The 20,790-nt window shown below is 64.6% G+C and carries 20 protein-coding genes; 4 read left to right on the forward strand and 16 right to left on the reverse strand.

Annotation, left to right across the window (positions count from 1 at the left end):
- Positions 1–16: 16 nt before the first annotated feature.
- Positions 17–448 carry an Hsp20/alpha crystallin family protein gene (locus FYJ68_RS00195; RefSeq protein ID WP_154433321.1) on the reverse strand — a complete coding sequence of 144 codons (432 nt, stop codon included), beginning with the start codon at positions 446–448 and terminating at the stop codon, positions 17–19.
- A gap of 302 nt (positions 449–750) precedes the next feature.
- On the opposite strand from FYJ68_RS00195, the gene FYJ68_RS00200 reads away from it, so the two are divergent.
- Positions 751–1,416 (forward strand): hypothetical protein, encoded by a 666-nt coding sequence (locus FYJ68_RS00200; RefSeq protein WP_154433322.1) that lies wholly within the window; start codon positions 751–753, stop codon positions 1,414–1,416.
- A gap of 14 nt (positions 1,417–1,430) precedes the next feature.
- On the opposite strand, the gene FYJ68_RS00205 is transcribed toward FYJ68_RS00200, so the two are convergent.
- From FYJ68_RS00205 to FYJ68_RS00235, 7 genes are all read right to left on the reverse strand, one after another.
- Positions 1,431–1,673: a hypothetical protein gene (locus FYJ68_RS00205; protein WP_154433323.1), complete on the reverse strand. Its 243-nt coding sequence runs from the start codon at positions 1,671–1,673 to the stop codon at positions 1,431–1,433.
- A 39-nt stretch (positions 1,674–1,712) separates the two neighbouring features.
- Entirely contained in the window at positions 1,713–3,029 is a 1,317-nt protein-coding gene (locus tag FYJ68_RS00210; protein WP_195837659.1) for a PASTA domain-containing protein, read from the reverse strand.
- 159 nt (positions 3,030–3,188) lie between these two features.
- Positions 3,189–5,876 (reverse strand): ATP-dependent chaperone ClpB, encoded by a 2,688-nt coding sequence (clpB, locus tag FYJ68_RS00215; RefSeq protein ID WP_154433325.1) that lies wholly within the window; start codon positions 5,874–5,876, stop codon positions 3,189–3,191.
- Between the two features lie 196 nt (positions 5,877–6,072).
- Positions 6,073–6,270 (reverse strand): hypothetical protein, encoded by a 198-nt coding sequence (locus FYJ68_RS00220; RefSeq protein ID WP_154433326.1) that lies wholly within the window; start codon positions 6,268–6,270, stop codon positions 6,073–6,075.
- 40 nt (positions 6,271–6,310) lie between these two features.
- Positions 6,311–7,312, reverse strand: a complete 1,002-nt coding sequence (locus FYJ68_RS00225; protein WP_154433327.1) for an SPFH domain-containing protein — start codon at positions 7,310–7,312, stop codon at positions 6,311–6,313.
- A gap of 221 nt (positions 7,313–7,533) precedes the next feature.
- A complete protein-coding gene (locus tag FYJ68_RS00230) occupies positions 7,534–8,688 on the reverse strand; it encodes an aminotransferase class I/II-fold pyridoxal phosphate-dependent enzyme (RefSeq protein ID WP_154433328.1) in 1,155 nt (384 codons plus the stop codon).
- 68 nt (positions 8,689–8,756) lie between these two features.
- Positions 8,757–9,779 (reverse strand): ornithine cyclodeaminase family protein, encoded by a 1,023-nt coding sequence (locus FYJ68_RS00235; RefSeq protein WP_154433329.1) that lies wholly within the window; start codon positions 9,777–9,779, stop codon positions 8,757–8,759.
- Between the two features lie 246 nt (positions 9,780–10,025).
- On the opposite strand from FYJ68_RS00235, the gene FYJ68_RS00240 reads away from it, so the two are divergent.
- Positions 10,026–11,210, forward strand: a complete 1,185-nt coding sequence (locus FYJ68_RS00240; protein ID WP_154433330.1) for a PucR family transcriptional regulator — start codon at positions 10,026–10,028, stop codon at positions 11,208–11,210.
- Between the two features lie 137 nt (positions 11,211–11,347).
- On the opposite strand, the gene FYJ68_RS00245 is transcribed toward FYJ68_RS00240, so the two are convergent.
- From FYJ68_RS00245 to dnaK, 4 genes are all read right to left on the reverse strand, one after another.
- Positions 11,348–11,776: a heat shock protein transcriptional repressor HspR gene (locus FYJ68_RS00245; protein ID WP_154433331.1), complete on the reverse strand. Its 429-nt coding sequence runs from the start codon at positions 11,774–11,776 to the stop codon at positions 11,348–11,350.
- Entirely contained in the window at positions 11,766–12,740 is a 975-nt protein-coding gene (locus FYJ68_RS00250) for a DnaJ C-terminal domain-containing protein (protein ID WP_154433332.1), read from the reverse strand. Before FYJ68_RS00250 ends, FYJ68_RS00245 begins: the two co-directional genes overlap by 11 nt.
- Positions 12,741–12,807: 67 nt before the next feature.
- Positions 12,808–13,575 carry a nucleotide exchange factor GrpE gene (gene grpE / locus FYJ68_RS00255; RefSeq protein WP_326832134.1) on the reverse strand — a complete coding sequence of 256 codons (768 nt, stop codon included), beginning with the start codon at positions 13,573–13,575 and terminating at the stop codon, positions 12,808–12,810.
- 89 nt (positions 13,576–13,664) lie between these two features.
- Complete coding sequence (dnaK, locus tag FYJ68_RS00260) at positions 13,665–15,629, reverse strand: molecular chaperone DnaK (protein WP_268233747.1); 1,965 nt, start codon at positions 15,627–15,629, stop codon at positions 13,665–13,667.
- 281 nt (positions 15,630–15,910) lie between these two features.
- Here dnaK and yfcE point away from each other — a divergent pair, with 281 nt between their 5' ends.
- A complete protein-coding gene (gene yfcE / locus FYJ68_RS00265) occupies positions 15,911–16,465 on the forward strand; it encodes a phosphodiesterase (RefSeq protein ID WP_154433334.1) in 555 nt (184 codons plus the stop codon).
- A 182-nt stretch (positions 16,466–16,647) separates the two neighbouring features.
- Positions 16,648–17,457, forward strand: coding sequence for a LytR/AlgR family response regulator transcription factor (locus tag FYJ68_RS00270; RefSeq protein ID WP_154433335.1), 810 nt, complete (start codon positions 16,648–16,650; stop codon positions 17,455–17,457).
- A 416-nt stretch (positions 17,458–17,873) separates the two neighbouring features.
- Here FYJ68_RS00270 and FYJ68_RS00275 read toward each other — a convergent pair whose 3' ends face one another.
- The 4 genes from FYJ68_RS00275 to FYJ68_RS00290 all read right to left on the reverse strand — a co-directional run bounded on the left by FYJ68_RS00275 (position 17,874) and on the right by FYJ68_RS00290 (position 20,758).
- Complete coding sequence (locus tag FYJ68_RS00275; RefSeq protein WP_229771924.1) at positions 17,874–18,227, reverse strand: hypothetical protein; 354 nt, start codon at positions 18,225–18,227, stop codon at positions 17,874–17,876.
- A gap of 10 nt (positions 18,228–18,237) precedes the next feature.
- Entirely contained in the window at positions 18,238–18,741 is a 504-nt protein-coding gene (locus FYJ68_RS00280; RefSeq protein ID WP_154433337.1) for a DUF5067 domain-containing protein, read from the reverse strand.
- A 121-nt stretch (positions 18,742–18,862) separates the two neighbouring features.
- On the reverse strand, positions 18,863–20,290 hold the full coding sequence (locus tag FYJ68_RS00285; RefSeq protein ID WP_154433338.1) for a serine/threonine-protein kinase: 1,428 nt from the start codon (positions 20,288–20,290) through the stop codon (positions 18,863–18,865).
- Between the two features lie 3 nt (positions 20,291–20,293).
- On the reverse strand, positions 20,294–20,758 hold the full coding sequence (locus tag FYJ68_RS00290; protein WP_154433339.1) for a helix-turn-helix domain-containing protein: 465 nt from the start codon (positions 20,756–20,758) through the stop codon (positions 20,294–20,296).
- Between the last annotated feature and the right edge of the window lie 32 nt (positions 20,759–20,790).

Genomic DNA, 20,790 nt, shown 5'->3' on the forward strand with positions numbered 1-20,790 from the left:
TTGCAGTCTGCCAGCGCTAGTCGATGGCGACCTTGGTGACGCTGTCCTTCTCCTGGATCTTGGGCACGTTGACCGTAAGCACGCCGTTCTCCAGCTTTGCGGTCAGCCCCTGCGTGGAGGCGTCCTTAAGATAAACGCCACGGGTTGCCTGCCACTCGCCGCTCTCCTTGTGCAGGTAGTTCTTGCCCTTCTCCTCGTCGGACTCCTTCTTGTCCACCGAGATCGAGAGGCGACCCTCGTTGAGTTCGACGTCAATCTGATCACGCTTGACGTTGGGGAGCTCGGCAGAGACCACGTACCTGTCACCAGCATCCTCGACATCCATCTTGAAGACGTTGCCCTCCGCAGCCGAGACGAGCGGGCCGCCAAAGAAGTCGTCGAACGCGTCCCACGGGAAGGCCCTGCGAAGTGCCCTGTCATAGCTGCTATAAGGAATCATGCTCGTCATGTTCATCACTCCCTGATGATGCCCTGTGGACGCCCCGTTACCGTGCGTCCCTGTGTTCACTCGTACTTGTTCCCATACAGTAGGACTTTATTCCTCACGACAAGATTTTCTCAGTATTTGCGACTAAGCAAATCTAAGCCATATTTGTTAGATGTTGAGAGGAACCAGGACGATTTGGGTAACTGTGAGAGACATGGCAGATGCGCGGATGTGGCGTTGGAACGGTCGCTAGCCCAGCCCCCGTGTTCTATCATGGTGCCCGTTATCTGCTTGAAAAATGCCGCTCCCGCGGAGGCACCCTCATGAACGACAACTTGAACACTGGCAGGCATGCAACGGGGTCCCGTCCCCGCAGGGAGCATCCCGTTGATGCGGCGAGGGTTCCCGACCCCCTGTCGGCGACGCCGCTCGAGGAGGACCTGGCTCCCACCCAAGGCAACCCGGCTCCCGCGGAGCCCTCGGCTGATGCCCGCACCGACGTCCCCTCCTGGCTCCAGCAAGACGAGCAGACGACGGGCGACCGTGCCCAGGCTCCCGTGGAGCCACAGGCGCCCGCCCAGGGGCAGGGCGCACCGAGGCCACAGCAGGCCCAGCCGCAGCGCACGCCGACCCCGGAGTATCGCCAGCGCTACGTTCGCCAGCGCGCCCCGCATCGCACGCAGGCCGCCATCAACGACCTGGAGCAGGACGTGAGCTACCCCGACGGGTACACCCACAACTCCAACATCACGGTTGGCGGCGGTGCCTTCTCCGGCGGTGCCAAGTACCGCCGCGGCCGCGGGAGCATGGACCGCATCCAGAGGGGGCAGTACGGACGCTACCTCGAGATCCCCAAGGGGCGCAGGTCCATCTTCGCCTCGCGCGAGCGCGCGCGACGCCGCAGGTCGATCCTCTCCCTCATCGTGGTCGTGGCCCTTCTCGTCATCGTCGCCGTCATCATCTGGCGCCTGATGGGAGCCGCAGGCTAGCGACCAGGCAAGCGCTAGTCCCAGGGATCGCGCTCGAAGAGCGGCTCGCGCCTTGCCGGGCGGTCGGAGTACGGGTCGTACCCGTCGTCGTCCTCGTTTGGCGCGCGCAGGAACTCGCTTCTCGGCCCCTTTGGGCGAGTGCCCTTGCCGGCGTTGGCACCTAGGCTCACGTCGCCTTTGCTCTCGCGATTCCCAGCGTCACCCTCCTCGTCATCGAGCAGGTCGTCGTCCTCCATAGGCTCCTCGTCAGCGTCCACTGCCCCTCCCCTTTCGCCCTGCGCGTTCCCGGCGCATCCTCACTTGTACACGTCGATGTAGGCCGCCATGTCACAGTAGCTTCCATCAAAGGGCGAGAGGTCGTAGTTTGCGTACAGCGACTTGGGAGCACAGGTCACCGAGACGCGCGTGTTGCCCCCCTCGTTCGCGATGAGTACGGTCCACACGAGGTCGTCCATCTCGCCGTACGCGCACACGAACGCAGTCGACGTGTCCTTGGTCCCAGAGGGGAGCTTGATCGTGGAGTTGTTGCAGCTCCCCCTCATGCCTGTGAGACCACAGAGCGTCATGATTCCCTGGATGGAGTCCTTTGACAGGTCACTAACCGAGCTAGGCCACTCGGAGCTTGGCACGTCAAAGCGCACGCCCTCGTAGTCGGCTCCCTTGGCCATCACGTTGTCGCTCGAGTTGTTGCTGGTCTCGAAGGAGTGCGACCAGGGGATGGAGCTGAAGGTGATGGTTCCCTTGTCGCCACCCGAGTAGAGGGCCTGGGCCATGCCGTCCGAGTTGGTGTGCGAGTACTTGAGGGCAAAGCCCTTGCCGGCGAGGTAGGCGTCGAGCGTCTTGGATGAGTACCCCAGGTAGTCGGCCAGATGATGGTAGTCGGAGGGACCCTTTCTGGACACCGAGAGCGTGACCTTGGTGCCGTCGAGCCTGGTCCCCTGGGCGGGGGTGGACGAGACTACCGCGCCGCCCTCCTCGTCGGAGTCCACATAGGTGACGCTTGCGGTGAGACCGGCGTCCTCCAGGAGCTTGGTGGCATCCTCCTCGCTCTTGCCGACCACGTAGGGAACGGTGACTGGCTGCGACACCGTGAGAGTAACCTTGTCGCGCGAGGTGAAGGTGCTCCCCTCGGCAGGCGAGACGGACAGCACGACGCCGCTGTCACCGTCAGAAGACTGGTACTGGAGCGCGACCTCGCCCGCCCCCTCGTCCTCGAGGGCGCTGCGGGCCTCGTCGAGGGTCTTGCCCACCACCTTGGGGATGGTCCGCGCCTTCCCCATGCTCAACGTGACCGTGCTGCCGGCGTCGACCCTGCTGCCTGCGGCGGGATTGGTGGAGACGGCCTTTCCCACGCCGTCGTCCACGGCGACCTCCTTGACCTTGACCGAGAAGCCCTTCTCCTGGAGCACCTCGGTTGCGACCGCCTGCGACTTGCCGGCGACCTTGGGGACCGTGCGGCCGCCCCAGAGCTCAAGCCCATACGAGACGAACGCGCCGCCGCCAACGAGAAGCGCAATCACCAAGGTGACCGCCAAGACGGTGCGGCCGCGGCCGTGCCTCTCGTCGTCGTCCGTGTCGACGGGCATCGGGACGTCCTCCATGGGATCGCTCATCTCGCATGCCTCCCGTCTTGGCAGGTGGGTTTCTGTTAACGGGATTTTCCCACTTCGCGGTGGCGCGACAAGGCACGCTGACACGAGAGCGGCGGCCGCGGGCACTTGATCTGCCCACGGCCGCCGCCGTAATCCTCTTCGCTCGGAAGGCCTCGTCATCTACTCGATGGTGTCGGGCTCCACGGGACCCTCGTCCGTGCCGGACGCCTCGCGCTCGACCGCGGCGCGAGCCTCCTCCTGGCTCCTCCGGCTGGCCTCCTCGTCGCGCGTGGCGACCAGGTTGTCGTCCGGGCCCACATCAATGCGAACGGTGTCACCCTCGTGGAGCTTGCCGTCGATGATGAGCGTGGCCACGTTGTCCACCACCTGGCGCTGGATGAGACGCTTGAGGGGACGCGCGCCGTAGACCGGGTCGAGCCCGTCGAGCGCGAGCGACTGGATGGCGCCGCCGCTCAGCTCGAGCTTGATCCTCTCGCGGTCGAGGCGCTCGCGGACGTCGCGCAGCTGGATGTCGACGATCTTCTCGATGTCATCGAGACCAAGCGCGTGGAAGACCACGACATCGTCGATGCGGTTAAGGAACTCGGGCTTGAAGGTCTGCCTCAGGGCATCGTTGACCTGCTTCTGGACCACGTCGGGATCGGTTGAGGCGTTGGCACCCGCAATGAACTGGCTGCCCACGTTGCTCGTCATGATGATGATCGTGTTCTTGAAGCTGACCACGCGACCCTGGCCGTCGGTGAGCCTGCCGTCGTCCAGCACCTGGAGCAGGACGTTGAAGACGTCGGGGTGCGCCTTCTCCATCTCGTCTAGCAGGATGACGCTGTACGGACGCCTGCGGACCGCCTCGGTGAGCTGACCGCCCTCGTCGTAGCCCACGTATCCCGGGGGCGCGCCGATGAGGCGCTGGACGCTGAACTTCTCCATGTACTCGGACATGTCGATGCGCACGAGCGCGCGCTCGTCATCGAACAGGCACTCGGCAAGCGCCTTGGCAAGCTCCGTCTTGCCTACGCCGGTGGGGCCGAGGAAGAAGAAGCTACCGATGGGACGGTTGGGGTCGGACAGCCCGGCGCGGCTGCGGCGAACCGCGGCGGCGACGGCCTTCACGGCCTCGTCCTGCCCCACGACGCGCTTGTGGAGCTCCGACTCCAGGTTCTTGAGCTTGTCCATCTCGCCCTGCATCATCTTGGACACGGGCACGCCGGTCCAGGCGCTCACGACCTCGGCGATCTCCTCGCTGGTGACCTCCTCCTTCAGGATGCCGCCCGCCTCCTGCTTCTGACTCAGGGCCTTCTCGGCCTCGTCGTACTCCTTCTGCAGGCTGGGGATGGTCGAGTAGCGGAGCTCGGAGGCACGTGCGAGGTCGCCGGCGCGCGTGACGCGCTCCATCTCGGTCTTGGCCTCCTCGATCTTCGCCTTGAGGTCCTGGACGTGGTCGATGGCGCCCTTCTCGTTCTGCCAGTTGGCCTTCATGCCGTCGAGCTTCTCGCGCGTGGTGGCTATCTCCTTGCGAAGGGCCTCAAGACGCTCGCGGCTCGCGGCGTCCTCCTCCTTCATGAGGGCTTGCTCCTCGATCTGCATCTGGGTGAGCTGGCGGTCAACCGCATCGATGTCGGCGGGCATAGAGTCGAGCTCCATGCGCAGGCGAGACGCGGCCTCGTCCACCAGGTCGATGGCCTTGTCCGGCAGGAAGCGGTCGCTGATGTAACGGTTGCTGAGGTCGGCGGCGGAGACGAGCGCGGCATCCGTGATGCGCACACGGTGGTGCTGCTCGTACTTCTCCTTCAGGCCGCGGAGGATGCTGATGGTCTCCTCCACGGAGGGCTCGCTCACCATGACCGTCTGGAACCTGCGGGCGAGTGCCTGGTCCTTCTCGATGTACTTGCGGTACTCATCCAGCGTGGTGGCGCCGATGGCATGGAGCTCGCCACGTGCGAGGGCGGGCTTGAGGATGTTGCCGGCGTCCATGGAACCCTCGGTCGCACCGGCGCCCACGATGGTGTGGAGCTCGTCTATGAACAGGATGATCCTGCCGTTGGACTTCTCCACCTCCTTGAGGACGCTCTTGAGGCGATCCTCAAACTCGCCACGGTACTTTGCGCCGGCGACCAGCGCGCTCATGTCGAGCTCGATGATCTCCTTATCGCGAATGGTCGAGGGCACGTCGCCGGCGACGATGCGCTCCGCAAGGCCCTCGACGATTGCCGTCTTGCCAACGCCGGGCTCGCCGATGAGAACGGGGTTGTTCTTGGTACGGCGCGAGAGCACCTGGATGGTGCGGCGAATCTCCTCCACACGGCCGATGACGGGATCGAGCTTGCCCTGGCGCGCCATGTTGGTCACGTTGCGCCCATAGTGCTCCAGCGCCTCGAATTCGGTCTTGGCGTCCTGCGAGGTCACCCTGTCGTCACCGCGAAGATCGTTGAACGCCTCCTGCACGCGATTGGACGTGACGCCCATGCTCTTGAGCGCGCTGCCAGCGGACGTCTTGTCGTCGGCGAGGGCGCACAGCAGGTGCTCGCTCGTCACGTACGAGTCGCCCATCTTGCCGGCAAGCTTCTCGGCGGCGTCGCCCACCTTCACGAGCTCGTTGGAGAGCCCCATCTGCGAGGCGTCGCCCGACACCTGTGGCTCGCGCGCCATGGCATCGTCCACCTGCGCCTCGAGCTGCGCCGGATCCGCGCCCACGCGCTCGATGATCGCGCTGATGTTCCTCTCGCCCGAGGAGAGGAGGGCCTTGAGGAGGTGTATCGGCTGGACCTGCCCAGCCGAGTGGTCCGCCGCTATGGAGAGCGCGGACTGCAGGGCCTCCTGGGCCGTCACTGCCCACTTGTCAAATCTCATACACACATCACCTCTCCGTCCCTGCAAGGCAGAGCCTGCGGGATCGCTGCTTATCGCAGGTTATTGTTCCCGCATCAACTGGTTCGTATACATTATCTAAGTCTATGTATGTTAGATTTTCTGACTCTGTAAGCAAAAGGCGACCGGAGGCATCTCTCCCCCGGTCGCCTTTGCACACCCGTCGTGTCGTCCGGCCCTACTCGTCGTTTCGTACGCGCTTGCGGTCCTCGTCGGCCCCGCCCCTCCCCGGAAGGCGACCCGCGCGCCTCAGAGCGTCCCGCAAGATCCACTCGACCTGCGCGTTGGCACTCCTCATATCGTCCGCCGCCCAGCGTTCGACAGCGGCCCAGACCTCTGGGTCAATGCGAAGCGGATACTGCTTTCGTGCCGACATGAGCGACTCCCCCGACGGACTCGACGTGCCTTCCTGCAGCCTACTGATAGAGCGAGCCGGCGTTGAGGACGGGCTGGGCGTCGGACTCGCCACACAGCACGACCATCAGGTTTGACGCCATGACTGCCTTTCGGTCCTCGTCAAACTCCACCACGCCATCGTCGGACAGCTGGGTCAGCGCCATGTCCACCATCGAGACAGCGCCCTCCACGATCTTCTTGCGTGCGGCGATCACCGCCTCCGCCTGCTGGCGGCGCAGCATGGCCTGCGCAATCTCCGGTGCATAGGCAAGGTGGGTGAGACGGGCGTCATCCACCGTCACGCCCGCCGGAGCGAGCCTGCGGTCAAGCTCCGCCTTGAGAGTCTCGCCCACCTCCTCGATGTTGGAGCGCAGGGTGATGGAGGAGGAGTCCGCCTCGTCATCCTCCATGTGGTCATAGGCGTAGACGCTCGCGACATGCCTGAGCGCGGTCTCGGTCTGCATCGAGACGAAGCTCTCGTAGTCGTCCACGTCGAAGACCGCCTTGGCCGTGTCTTCGACGTGCCACACAACCACGGTCGCGATCTCGATGGGGTTACCCATCTTGTCGTTCACCTTCAGGCGGTCACCGTTGAGCGTGCGCGCACGCGTCGAGATGATCGAGCCGTGCTTGCGCCCGCCCAGGGAACGCGCGCCGACGCTCGAGCCGTCGTCCAGGGCATCCGAGCTCCTGCCAAGGCTCCGCGCATAGAGCGGGTTCGCCCAGCGGAGTCCATCGTCACGGACGGTTCCCACGTACTTGCCAAAGAGTACGCAGATTCGCGCCTGACCGGGCTGAAGGCTAAAGAAGCCCTTGCTCAGGAAGGTTGCCGCGATGAAGATGACGATGCTCGTCACCATCATCGCAACGAGGGACCCGGGGGCATCCAGGCCCATCTCGTCGTATGAGTCAACCCCCATGGCTGCGGTCACAAACACGTAGACGGACCAGATGTACGCCAGCACCGTCACGCACAGCATGAGCCAGCCACTTGCGGCGTGTGCCTTCTTCTCGGTGGTCATCAGGGTTCCTTTCGCTCGCAGGGAACGCGTCCCCCGGTTGGGGATGCCATTCTCGTTGAGGGAATTCTGATATCACTTCGATTTCTCTTCAATACCATTCGCCGACAGGTTTTGGCAATGTGTCCAACAAAAAGCGGCAGCTGAGAGGTCCTCCCCCCTCGGCCACCGCAGCACGCCCGGCTACCCACATACATCAAGTCGTGGCGTTCTCCTACGCACCCCTATTCCAGCGTGCGCATGAACGCGGAGATTGCCGCAAGGCCCTTGCGCAAGTTGTCAGGGTTGTCCGAGTACGCGTAGCCAATGCGCATGCTGTGAGGCTCCTCGAAGGCGTCGCCCGGAGTGACCAGCGCCCCGGTGGTCTGGACCATGTCCACGCAGAAGTCGTAGGAGTCGATGTCGTAGTCGTAATACACGAGGGCGGTCGTTCCTGCCTCCGGCCTCACGAACGAGAGGTGCGGCTCGGAGTCGACCCACTCCTGCAGAACGTTCAGGTTCTGGCGGACGATGCGGTGGCTGCGCTCTAGGACGGCATCGCGATGGGCAAGTGCGTACGCAGCGACCTCCTCGTCAAAGAGCCCGCAGCTGATGAGGCTGTAGTCGCGGTGGCTCAGCAGGTCGTGGCGCAGCTTCTCGTCCTTCGTGATGCACCATCCCAGGCGGATTCCCGCCATGGACCATACCTTGGACATGGAGCTCACGACCACGGCCTTTTCGTACAGGTCGATCGGCGACGTGGTGAAGGCGTCGCTGTCCTGGACCAGCAGACGGTAGACCTCGTCGAACACGAGCCACGCGTCATGCTTGCTGGCCACCTCCACGATGCTGCGAATCTCCTCCTCCGAGAGGAGCGCACCAGTGGGGTTATCGGGGTTGTTGATGCAGATGACCTTGACGTCACTCCCGCAGAGCTCGTCGAGACGCTTCGCGTCAACGTGGTAGTGCCGCTCCTTCTCGAGGTGCAGTATGTCGACCTTGGCGCCGCACATCTCTGGAATCGAATAGAGCTGCTGGTAGGTGGGCATAACCGAGACCACATGGTCACCCGGCTCGCAAAGGGTCGTGAGCACCAGGTGGTTTGCTCCGGCGGCGCCGTGCGTAGGGATCACATGACACGGCTGGACCGTCTGATACAGGCCGCAGATGCCCTCGAGGAACTTGGGGTTGCCCTCGATGTCGCCATAGGTCAGTCGGCGAGCGCAGAATTCGTTCAGGAAGGCGTCGCGCGCGGCGCGTCCCGCGTCGGCCGAGCCCTCGCACAGCTCAAACAACTCATCGAGCGAAATCGAGTAGGTACAGGTCTCCGCAACGTTGTACTTGCACTTGGTCTCCCAGGAGTTCATCCACTGCTCGACCTTGAAGTCCTTGATCTTCATGCTGTCCTCCGTCCCGGGCGCGGGCGCCCGTCATTCATGCGTCAGATTCCCTCGAGTGCAGCCGGAACCTAGAACTCCACCGTGGTCCCCAGGCCGCGCTCGACCGCACGGTCATACGCCATGCGGGAGGCAGCCAGGTCCTGCACCGCGATGCCGGAGGTGTCAAACACCGTAACCTGCTCGTCGGACGTACGTCCAACAGCCTTGCCCGCAATGACCTCGCCCAGCTCGGCGACGATGTCATCCGCCGTGATGGCCCCCTGGCTCACGGGAACCTCGAGCTCGCCGGACGCGATCGACTGTGCCCGGTCATCCACGTAGAGGCGGGCGCTGCTGACCAGCTTGGAGGAGAGCTCTTGCTTGCCCTCCATGTCGGCACCAACGGCGGAGATGTGCGTGCCCGGCTTCACCCACTCCGCCTGGATGATTGGCTCGGTCGCCGGGGTGACCGTGATGATCGCATCCGCCTTGCGAGCGGCCTCCTCCCCACTCGCAACCGCGACGATCTGGTAGGAGCGCTCGACGCCCGCCTGGGAGAGAATCTGTGCCACCTGTTCGCGCATCAGCTCCACGCGGGACTCCGGCGCCTCCTCCTTGCGGGGGTCCCAGACCTCGACGCGTTCAATCGACTCGCAGGCGGCAAGGGTCGCCGCCACCACGAAGGTGCTCATGTGGCCCGCGCCGGCAACCATCAGGTTGCGGGCATCCTTCCGAGCCAGCCACTTGACGCCCAGTGCGGCAGCCGCGCCGGTGCGCAGCCCCGTGATGGCGGAGGCGTTGAGCAGACCGAGGGGTGCGCCCGTGGTGTCATCGCACAGCAGCGTGGTGCCATAGATTTCCGGGAGGCCACGACTCGGGTTGCGGGAGAACCATGCCGTTAGCTTGAGACCAAAGAGCCCGCTCGCGGAAAGCTCGCCCGAGCGGATATCCATGTCGGAAACGCCCGGCTCAAACTGCTCGTACACCATCGGCCATGCGGTACCCTCGCCCCCTGCCTTCTGGCGGTATGCGTCCTCGACCGCCGCAACCGCATCGGTCACGGAAAGGACCTTCGAGATGTCATCCGCCGAGAGAACCCTGATCTGCGCCATGTGCTCATCCGTTCTGTCACGGGCTCCTGTTTCCGGCCTGCCCGTCGCGCGGGCCCCATTGCCCGCACCTCGTATGCCGATGACTCTACGCGTGCGTAAGTGTACTTTCGAGGGTTCTGTTTTGTGGTGATTTACAATCTGTTTGAACTGTTCTATCTCATATTCATCGGTTCGTTACCATTTATCCCATGCTTATTGTGTTCTTGTACAATTGTCTTATCTGATTTTGTTAGGTTTTGGGCACTCATGATATACACCGTGTCTGACTTCTTGAACTCGTACGCAGAAAGCGTCCGCCTCATCGCTGGCAAGGGCGGACTCTCTCGCGCGATTGGCCAGGTCGGCATCCTTGACTACGAGCTCATGCCCGGCCTCAAGACGCGCTATCAGCGCGTGAACTTCGAGCCCGACCAGCTGGTGCTGAGCACTTTCCTCTATGCGAGGGACGACCCATGGCTCATCGGCGAGGCAATAAAGTACCTGGTTGGCAGGGGCGTCAGCGGGCTGGTTATCAAGAACGTCCTCCATCTCGAGATTCCGGATTCCGCCGTGCGCTACGCAAATGCGCGCGACTTCCCCCTATTTGTGACGAGCGGAGATGGCTTCTTCTTCGACACGGTGATCGCCCAGGTCGACCGACGCGTGACCGAGCTTGCGGACGCCTCGTTCGCGCAGAACGAGCTAGACATCATGACGCAAGACGACACTCCGCCCCAACGGGTCCGCGAGCACGCGCTGCGACTGAACCCCAGCTTTGGCGAGGAGCACGTGGTCATCTACATCGCGGAGCCCCTGTCGCAGGCGGGTTTTGCCCAGGCGCTCTCCCGCTATTACGAGAGCAAGCTCTCAGGCCTCCGCAACCTGTTCGCGCCATATGGGGAGGGTCTGCTCTACGTGACGAGCGGCGACTCAGATGCGATCAGTAACCGGGGGCAGGTGGACGACATGGTCAGCGTGCTCAGGGCAGGGGTGCTCGACCATGAGGTCTCGGCCTCGGTGGGCATCAGCGAGACGCACTTCGACCTGGGCGAGATGGATCATGCCGTGCTGGAGGCGCGGCGGTCGGCGCTGGTGGCGCGAAGGCGCGGCGGGGGCACCGTGCGGTATGCAGACCTCGGAGTCCTGCGTGTCCTCCTGCCATGTGCGGACCGCCCCGAGATGCGCGACTTCGCAAGCGACGTGCTCGAGCCGCTGCGCAGCCACGACGCAGAGACCGGCTCGGACCTCATGGGGACACTCGCCGCCTACTGCGATGCCGGTTGCTCCATCGAGGGGGCCGCACGCGCCCTGGACCAGCACCCAAACACCGTGCGTTACCGCCTGGACAAGGTCGCCAAGGTGACCGGCCTCAGCTACAAGGTACGGGAGCAGATGGAGCAGCTCTCGGTTGCGCACAAGATCGAGCTTGCCCGCAAGCTGCTTCGCGAGTAGCCAATTGCCGTCTGGGGGCACCCCAGCCGACAATGTGTTTTCGCCTCTCGCTCGGCAGACACAAAAGCCCCTCTCCCACACCATTGGGGAGAGGGGCTCGCCTATGCGACAACCACCATGGGGAGACGCCAGCGGCTTCAGGCGTCGTGGTCCTTTCCACTGGAGAGGAGGCCGCGCATGACCTGCTCGGGACTCGACCCGTCGTAGCGCGCGAGGGCCGTGATCTTTTCCCTCATCCTGAACTCGTGAACCTCGTCCTCGAGCTCGCGTACCCTTGCCCTGAGCTCGTCGATCTCGCGGTCGCGCTCCTCCGCCCGCTCCCTCATGTCAAGGATGCGGACGACGCCAGCAAGGTTGATGCCCTCATCAGTGAGTTTGCTGATGAGGTTGAGCCGCTCTATGTCGTGCTGCGAGTACAGTCTGGTGTTGCCTCGCGATCTGCCAGGGTTCACCAGCCCCTTCTGCTCGTAGACGCGCAGCGTCTGGGGGTGCATCCCCGTGAGCTCCGCGGCTACGCTGATCATGTAGAGGGGCTTGTCCTTGCCCTCGCCCTCCTTATGCGCCATAGCGGTCGACGTCCTTCCTGTATGCGCGCTTGTCTGCATCGCGCAACGCGGTGAGCGCCTCGCGCTCCTTTGCCGAGAGCCTCGTGGGGACCTTCACCCTCACCTTCACGTACAGCGCGCCACGGGTGCCCTTGTGCTTGACGTCGGGGGCACCGAGGTCACGGAACCGGAAGGTCTTGCCATCCTGCGTCCCAGCGGGGACCTTCAGACGGACCTCCGTGCCGTCGGGCGTGGGAACGTTCACGCTGGTACCCAACGCCGCCTCGTAGGCGCTCACGGGAAGCTCCATGCGAACATCCGCCCCATCACGCTTGAACAGCGGGTGTTCCTGGACCTTGGTGGTGATGACTAGGTCACCGCGCGCTCCGCCGTTCACGCCGTACTCGCCACGGTTGCGGTAGCGGAGCTTGCCGCCGTCGACCGCGCCGGCAGGCACCTTCACCGTGATGGACTGGCGCTCGCCCGTGGACGGGATGGTATAGCTGACCTTGCGCTGCGCGCCCTTGAATGCCTCGTCGGCACCGATCTCGATGCTCATCGTGAGGTCGCCACCCTTGACGGGACGGTTGGTCGCGCGCGCCCCTCCGGGCTGCCCTCCAAATATGGACGAGAAGTCAAAGCCGCCAAAGGCGCCGTCGCCGCCACGGATGTTGTCGAAGATGTCCGCCCAGTCGGCACCACCCATGTTGGTGGTGTAGGTGTAGCCCGTGCGGTTGCGCCCGCCGGAGCCACCGAAGTCGGAACCGGGGATGCCGCCAAACATCAGCAGCTGGTCGTACTCCTTGCGCTTCTGGGGATCGGAGAGGGTCGTGTACGCCTCGCTGACCTCCTTGAACTTCTGTTCGTCCCCTCCTGCATCGGGGTGGTACTTTGCGGCGAGCTTTCGGAACGCCTTCCTTATCTCGTCGGGGGTGGCGTCACGCTTCACACCAAGCACGTCGTAGTAGTTTCGCTTTCCAGCCATGAGAAGCTAACGCCTCCTTTCACATGCGCGCGCCCGAACCGTTTGGCCCGGGCGCGCTGACTGACCGTTACTTCGCGTCTCCGTCGCCGCTAGGGGCCTTCTCCGAGTCCCCGCCGTCAGAGGCGTCCTTGCCCTCCTCGGGCTGGGGCCTTTTCGGGCCTCCGTAAGTCACCGTGACCATGGCGTTGCGGATGACCTTGCCACCCATCCGGTAGCCCCGCTGGTACACCTGGGCAACCGTCTCGTCGTAGGCATCCTTGTTCTCCTCGCGACCCACCGCCTGGTGGACCAGGGGGTCAAAGGGCTCACCCTTGGGGTCTATGACCTCGACGCCCTCCTTGCCCAGAATCGAGAGCATCTTGTCATGCACGGCATCGATGCCCTTCACAAACTGCTCGAGGTTCTCATCGCCCTCGGCGCCCTTCGCCGCGTGCTCGGTCGCACGCTCCATGTCGTCGAGCACCGGAAGCAGGTTGGTGACGAGCTTCTCCGCAGCACGCTCGCGCTCGTCCAGGCGTTCCTGGGCGGTGCGGCGACGGTAGTTGTCCCAGTCCGCCTGGAGACGAACGAGCCTGTCGGCAGACTCGGAAGCCTCCTTCTTGGCGTCGGCTATCTCCCTTTCGACGCCATCAAGCTTCCTCTGCAGGTCGTCCCTCTCGGCACGTACCTTCTCCACGTCGACCTTGAGCTCGTCGGCCGCCGCCTTCTCGCCCGCGCGCTTGGCGGCCTCGACCATAGCGGCCTCGTCTTCTTCAGGGGTGGTCGCAGGAGAGACCCCCTCGCCCTCCTTGTCGTCGGGCCTCTTGTCATCGTTGACCTCGATCGGCACTTTCACGTCACCCTCCTCGGGATAGTCCTGGGGGGACGGCCCTGCGGCCGCCCCCTCTCGCGTTCATTCAACGGCCCGTGACGGTCGCACGACCGCTACTTGTTGTCCTTGTCGTCATCAACGACCTCGTAGTCGGCATCCACGACGTCGTCGCCGTTGCTGGCGCTGCCGCTGGGCTGCTGGCCGCCCGCCTGCGCGGTCTGGGCCTGGGCGTCGGAGTACACGACCTCGGCAAGCTTGTGGCTGGCCTCCTGCAGCTTCTCGCCAGCTGCCTTAATGGCATCGATGTCGGTGCCGTCGAGCGCCTTCTTGGTCTCGTCGATGGCCGCCTGGACCTCCTTCTTCTGGTCCTCGGAGACCTTGTCGCCAAGGTCCTTCAGCGTCTGCTCGGTGCTGTAGCACAGAGAGTCGGTCTGGTTGCGGACCTCGATGTCCTCCTTGCGCTTCTTGTCCTCCTCGGCGTGGGACTCGGCGTCCTTGACCATGCGGTCGACCTCGTCGTCAGACAGCGCGGTGGAGCCGGAGATGGTGATCTGCTGCTGCTTGCCCGTGCCCTTGTCCTTTGCGGTGACCTTGACGATGCCGTTGGCGTCGATGTCAAACGTGACCTCGATCTGGGGCACGCCACGAGGCGCCGCGGGGATGCCGGTGAGGTTGAACTTGCCGAGCGACTTGTTGTCCCTCGCCATCTCGCGCTCGCCCTGCAGAACGTTGATCTCGACGGAGGTCTGGTTGTCGGCCGCCGTGGAGTAGACCTCGGTCTTGGAGGTCGGGATCGTGGTGTTGCGGTCGATCATCTTGGTCATGACGCCGCCCATGGTCTCGACGCCCAGCGACAGCGGGGTGACGTCGAGCAGCAGGATGCCGGACACGTCGCCCGTGAGGACGCCGCCCTGCACGGCTGCGCCGTCAGCAACGACCTCGTCGGGGTTGACGGACATGTTGGGCTGCTTGCCGGTCATCTGCTTGACAAGCTCCTGCACGGCGGGCATACGGCTGGATCCGCCGACCAGGATGACCTCGTTGACGTCAGAAATCTGCAGGTTGGCGTCGCGCAGGGCCTTGGTCACAGGCTCCTTGCAGCGGTCGAGAAGGTCGCGCGTGATGCGCTCGAACTCGGCGCGGGTGAGCGTGTAGTTGAGGTGCTTGGGGCCGCTGGCGTCAGCGGTGATGAACGGCAGGTTGATGTCTGCCTGCTGGGCGCTGGAGAGCTCCTTCTTGGCGTTCTCCGCCGCCTCCTTCAGACGCTGGAGCGCCATGGGGTCCTTGCGCAGGTCGATGCCGTTCTCCTGCTGGAACTTGTCGGCCATCCAGTCGATGACGCGCTGGTCCCAGTCGTCGCCGCCCAGGTGGTTGTCGCCGTTGGTGGCAAGGACCTCAACGACGCCGTCAGCGAGGTCGAGCAGCGAGACGTCGAAGGTGCCGCCGCCCAGGTCGAACACCAGAACCTTCTGGTCGATGCCCTTCTTGTCGAGGCCGTAGGCAAGCGCCGCGGCGGTGGGCTCGTTGACGATACGCTTGACGTTGAGACCCGCGATCTTGCCGGCGTCCTTGGTTGCCTGGCGCTGGGCATCGTTGAAGTATGCGGGGACGGTGATGACGGCGTCGGTGACCTTCTCGCCCAGATACTTCTCGGCGTCCTCCTTCATCTTGGAGAGGATCATTGCGCTGATCTGCTCGGGCGTGAAGTCCTCGCCATCGATCTCGACGACCGCGCGGTTACCGGTGCCCGCCTTGACCTTGTAGGGGACGGTCTTGAGCTCACTCGTGACCTCGTCGTAACGACGGCCCATGAAACGCTTGATGGAGAAGACGGTGTTCTTGGGGTTGGTGACTGCCTGGTTCTTGGCCGCCTTGCCCACGATGCGGTCGCCGTCGGGACGGAAGCCGACCACGGACGGGGTCGTGCGGTCGCCCTCGGCGTTGACGATGATGGTGGGCGAGCCACCCTCCAGAACCGCCATCGCGGAGTTAGTAGTACCAAGGTCGATTCCCAGAATCTTTGCCATGGTGTGAGTCCTTTCTGCCTGCGCGCGATTCCGGCGGCTGCCGGCTGCCAACGGCCCCTTGCCGCCTCGCGCCTTTCTTTACGTCTGCTATTTTTCCCATGCGCTCCGATTCTATACATTATCTAAGTCTGACACTAATAGATTTTTTGAGGCTGAGATTATAGGTTCCCTAAGTGCCCGCAATTGGCCCTCCCACCGAGGTTAGAGGTGCCATGGAGTCGGCGCCTGCTCCACAACGATCGCACCACCGCGAGCCTTGGTTGTGGCACCATCGTGTGGCGCGGGCGAGACAGCCTCGCCCCACACACGCATCCACGAAAGGGGAGAGACACATGCGCCTTCTCATCGCATCCGACATCCACGGAGCGGCGGACTGGTGCGAGCGCCTCTTGCGGGCGATCGACGAGCAGCAACCCGACAGGGTCGTGCTGCTGGGCGACCTTCTGTACCACGGCCCACGAAACGACCTTCCTGGAGACTACGCCCCCAAGCGCGTGATCTCGATGCTCAACTCGCTGGCAGACGACGTCATCGCCGTACGCGGCAACTGCGAGGCCGAGGTGGACCAGATGGTCCTCTCGTTCCCCTGCATGGCCACGTACAACGTGCTTTACGACCCCGACAGGGACCGTGAGCTGTTCCTCACCCACGGCCACGTGTACGGGCCCGGGGTCCACAACAGCGTTGACAACTGGCCCCAGATCCCCGAGGGGTCTGCACTGGTCTATGGCCACACCCACAAGCGGGTGAACATGGCGAGCTCCACGCATCCCGGGTGCTGGGTCTTCAACCCGGGCAGCGTGGGAATCCCCAAGGATGGCGAGCACAGCTACGGCGTGTACGACTCGTCCCTAGACCTGCCGTTCTCCCACCACACGCTCCTTTAGGGGCATCTTCCGCGAGGACCACGCAGATGCGTTCGTGGCCCCCGGTCGACCTCGCGGACATCCATCGTTCAAATACAAAATAGGCGGCTTTCCCTCTCACCTGTTTGAACTGTGGGTGTTGGGGGTGCTTCCATGCGCCGGGATGCCATGCGACCCGGTGCCGACGGATTGGCGGTGACACTATGAACAGAAGGCTCGAGGCCGAGGCGCTTCGCCTCACGCACGAGACGATCGCCCGCTTTTGGCAGCTGGACATCAAGCCGATTCTCTCGCTCGCGGCAGATGACATCATGTGGGTCATGCCCGAACAGGAGCGCTACATGCGCGGCATCGACGCGATGCGAGCCGACCTCAAGGCGAACCTGCGGGAGTTGGTTCCCTGCCACATGTCCCACGTGGAATTCACGGTGGTGCAGAACTGCGGCCGTGCCCTCTCGGTCGTCGGCCGCTACCTGGTCACGACCGACGCAGGTGCGCCCATCTTCCTGCAGGTGCAGCAGAGGACCCAAGTCAACTGGGAGCTCGTCGACGACCGGTTGGTGGTCAAGTCCCTTTACATCTCGCACCCGCGCGGAGAGCTTGCCGTTGCCCGGGGCGAGACGTTCGCGAACGCCATCGGGCGAATGGCCAAGCACTACCTGGACGAGCGCGTGGCGGCAGAGACGAACCTGCACCGGGTGCCCCTGCGCGATGCCAACGGAACCATGCACCTGGTATCCTCCTCCGACGTCGTGTTCGTGGAGGCGAGAAGAAAGCGATGCCTCGTCCGCACCACCTACGAGGACATTGACGCTCGAATGGGGATCACAGATGCACTGGGACAGTTTCCCGAGCTGCTGGCGGCACACCGAAGCTACCTCGTGAACCCGCGCTACATACGCTCGTTCAACGAGGACTCGCTCTCGATGTCCGACGGAACCCAGATCCCGCTGCCTCGCCCCAGGCGTACCGAGGTCCTCGCGCGCATCAGGGAGATCACCGGTCCCAGGTAGTCCGGTCGACGACTGCCCGGCGGTCGGCATCTCGATGCTTAGTCTCACCGGTGCTCGCACAAGTGTCGCGACGGCGACGCTTAACTTCACCGGTGCCTGCACCGATTTTGGGACGAAATGCTTAGCCTCGCCGGTGCCCGCACGGATGTGATCCCCCAGATTCCGGACGGGCACCGGGTTTTCTAAGCAACCTCCGTTCGCGACTCGCACTGGCACCGGGTCTTCTAAGCACCACACGCTGGAAACCATATTGGCGGCAGCCGCAGCCTTACCAGAGGCACTCGCACCAGCCTTGCGCACAGGGTGTGCTCCCCTGCCCACAACACAGTCCCCTGAGTCGACTCCTCCTGGGAGTCCTGGCTCGAAGGAAGTCCGCCGTCAAGCGAGAGGCACTGGCGGCCGTCGGGACGAGTCTCCTAGCTGGCACTGGGGTTTCTCTCCCCCTTCATCTTTGCGAACGCCACGAAGCACAGGATCATCTGCACCAGCACGAAGAAGAAGTAGATGGGGAAGAGCGCCATCGCCACGGCATACATGATGCCGGCGACGAGCGCGAACGGTCGCTTGGACATCGCGAATGCGAGGGCATTGAACACCACTGCCACCACGACCGCCACCAGGTGGGGCATCACGAGGGCGGTCGCCATGAGCGCGCCGGCAGCCTCCGCCCCCGAGCCCGACGTGGACGCCCCACTCCAATAGACGAGGCTGTAGACCAGATAGAGCGCCCCCAGGACAAGGGCGACGAGCAGGAGCTTGTTCCTCTTCACGATGTCCTCCCTATGCGAGCGTGAAGGTCTTCTCGGCAAGGGTCGTGTTGTCGAGGTTGACGATGGGATAGACCTTCACGTCGACGTCCGACGTGTCAGAGACGCTGTAGGCCAGCTGGACCTGCGTGGAGTTTCCCGCCTGCACCTTGGTGAGCGCGGAGTTGCCATCCACCGAGTCGCAGATGGCAAGGTCGCACTGAACGCCGTTCTGGTAGACCTCGGAATACGCGGCCGTATCAAATGCCTGGGCGTCCTTGTCCGAGACGTTGGTGAAGGTGTAGGTGACCACGACGCAGGGGTTACCCTGGTAGTCAGTAGCCATCTGGGCGCCATCGACCGTCACGGCGACGGACTGCTGCTCCTTTGGCGCTGCCTGCTCGGCGGCGGAGTCCGCCTTTGCCGCAGAATCCGCGCCGCCCGCAGACTCCCCCGAGCCACCGCACCCCGCGAGTCCAAGGGACATTGACGCAGCAAGGGCCACCCCCAGCACGACGCTTCCCGCACTTCTCCTCATGGCGCTCTCCCTTCGTGCTTGCCTTGCCCCTCCGGGCCGTGCACCCGATGGTATTTGGGGAGCTGAGGCAAAACTTCCACTGGGAGCGGAGTTCTGGCGACCGGCGATGCCGGCAATTGCCCTACGCGACGGCGATGGCGATGGCGTAGGCCAGTGCGGCGGCGAGAGTCAGCAGGCAGAGCGCGGCAAGGTGAGCCAAGGCGGCGACGACGAGGCCGCGGGTTCTATGGGGGCAGCCCTCGTATCGGCCGATTCCCAGCGCACAACCCATGCACTCCAGGGGAATCGCCACGACGTCGGCGCAGATTCCCAGGAGCACCACGAGGGTGGGAGCGGCAAGCGGCGCCGGCATCGCAAGGGACTGGGCCACGGAGGAGCACGCGAAGGCGACAGCGAGGGCAACGCATGCCAGGAGCGAGACGAGCGAGACCACCTTGCCCGGATGATTCGGCAGCGCCATGAGCGAGCGGACCTCGGCGGGATAGGACTGCCAGAGGGTGAGCCATCGGCGGAGGGGCGAGCGCCCCTCTCCCCTGCCCGCCGGATGGCGGTGGCGTGGGGTGGTGAACGAGAGGGGCGCAACGGGCTCGACGGCATCCGCCTCATGGGCGAGAGAGGATGGCCGCGCGGGCGCGGCGATGGACTCCGCTGGCGCCGAGGCGGCCCGCGGCTCCGAGGCGTCTGGCCCCACGCGGTCGAACGGGGTGGACGGCTCGGGCTGCTCGGCAGCTGACGCGCCGGGGCGCATCGATACCACCGCAGATTCGACAGGCCCCCGTACGAGCGCGTCACGCGCCGCCGCGACCAGCTCCCCAACGTCCTGGTACCTGGCGCTTGGCTCCAGCGCGCATGCGATGGCGACGACCTGCCGCAGGGAGGCGGGCACGCCCGCATCGCTAAGCCCGACGAGCGAGCCCGCATCCCTGGGGTGGCTTCCCGTGAGCATGAACTGGAGGAGACGACCCATGGAGTACACGTCCGAACGGGCATCGGTCTGGGCAAAGCCAAACTGCTCGGGGGCGGCATACCCCACCGTTCCCAGCGTTGTGGTGTCGCGGAGCATACCGTCGCTGTGCACCCGTGCGATGCCCAGGTCGATCAGGTGGGCGCCGTCCTGGGCCACGATCACGTTGGACGGCGTCACGTCCCTGTGGACCACGCCGCGGGCGTGAAGCGCGGCGACGGCCTCGCCCACCTGCGCGAGGAGCCCCACCGAACGCCCGGGCGCCAGCGGGCCCTCCCGCTGGACCAGGTCGGCGAGCGTCTCTCCCTCCACGTACTCGTAGACCGCCACGAGCTCGTTGGGCATTGCATACAGGCACACCATGCGAGGGAGGCGCGGCTGGTCGATGCCAAGGAGCACACCCAACGCCTCCGGGTTCGCCAGGGGCCAGGCGATGCGCTTGCGCACCATGGGAGAACCGTGCGGAAGGCTCACCAGCTCGGTCCTGCCCGTCTCACCCGTGCCAAGGACCCGCTCCGTCCTGAACGAGTCGTCAATCTCGAGCGCGTGCAGCAGCCCGGACCCCGAGGCGTCGTCACCCGACATGGGCTAGCCCCTCTCGGGGGTGAGGGTCCTCTCCCCCAGGCGATACAGCTCCGCGTCGGCGCGCGGGAGGTCGTACCCGTGCTCCAGGCAGAAGATCAGGATCGCGTCGCGGCGGCGCTTGGGCCACAGCGCGCCCTCGTCGGCAAGCCGCAGCAGGCGCTGCGCCTGGCGCAAGTCGCACCCCAGGCAGAAGGCGATGCGCAGCAGGAACTCGCGCGTGGGGGTGCGCTCCCCGGCAAAAATCTGGTACACGTAGCTCGCCCCCATGCCGCACTCGTCGGCCACGGCGGCGCGGCTCTTACCGCTCGCGTCCAGAAGCGCGAAGAGGTAGCCGGGGAGGTCGCGGTTGGGCAGGTCCACCTGGTCGAGGTACTCCTCGGGAGAGGCACTCCTGCGCAGGGCCTCGAGGAGCTCCTCGGTCAGGGGCTCGTCGTCAAACCCCTCGTGAGCCGTCGGACGCCTGGTCATGTGGTCACCTCTCGCACCGGGACGGGTCGGAC

The organism is Olsenella porci, from assembly GCF_009695875.1.
Lineage (GTDB): Bacteria > Actinomycetota > Coriobacteriia > Coriobacteriales > Atopobiaceae > Olsenella_H > Olsenella_H porci.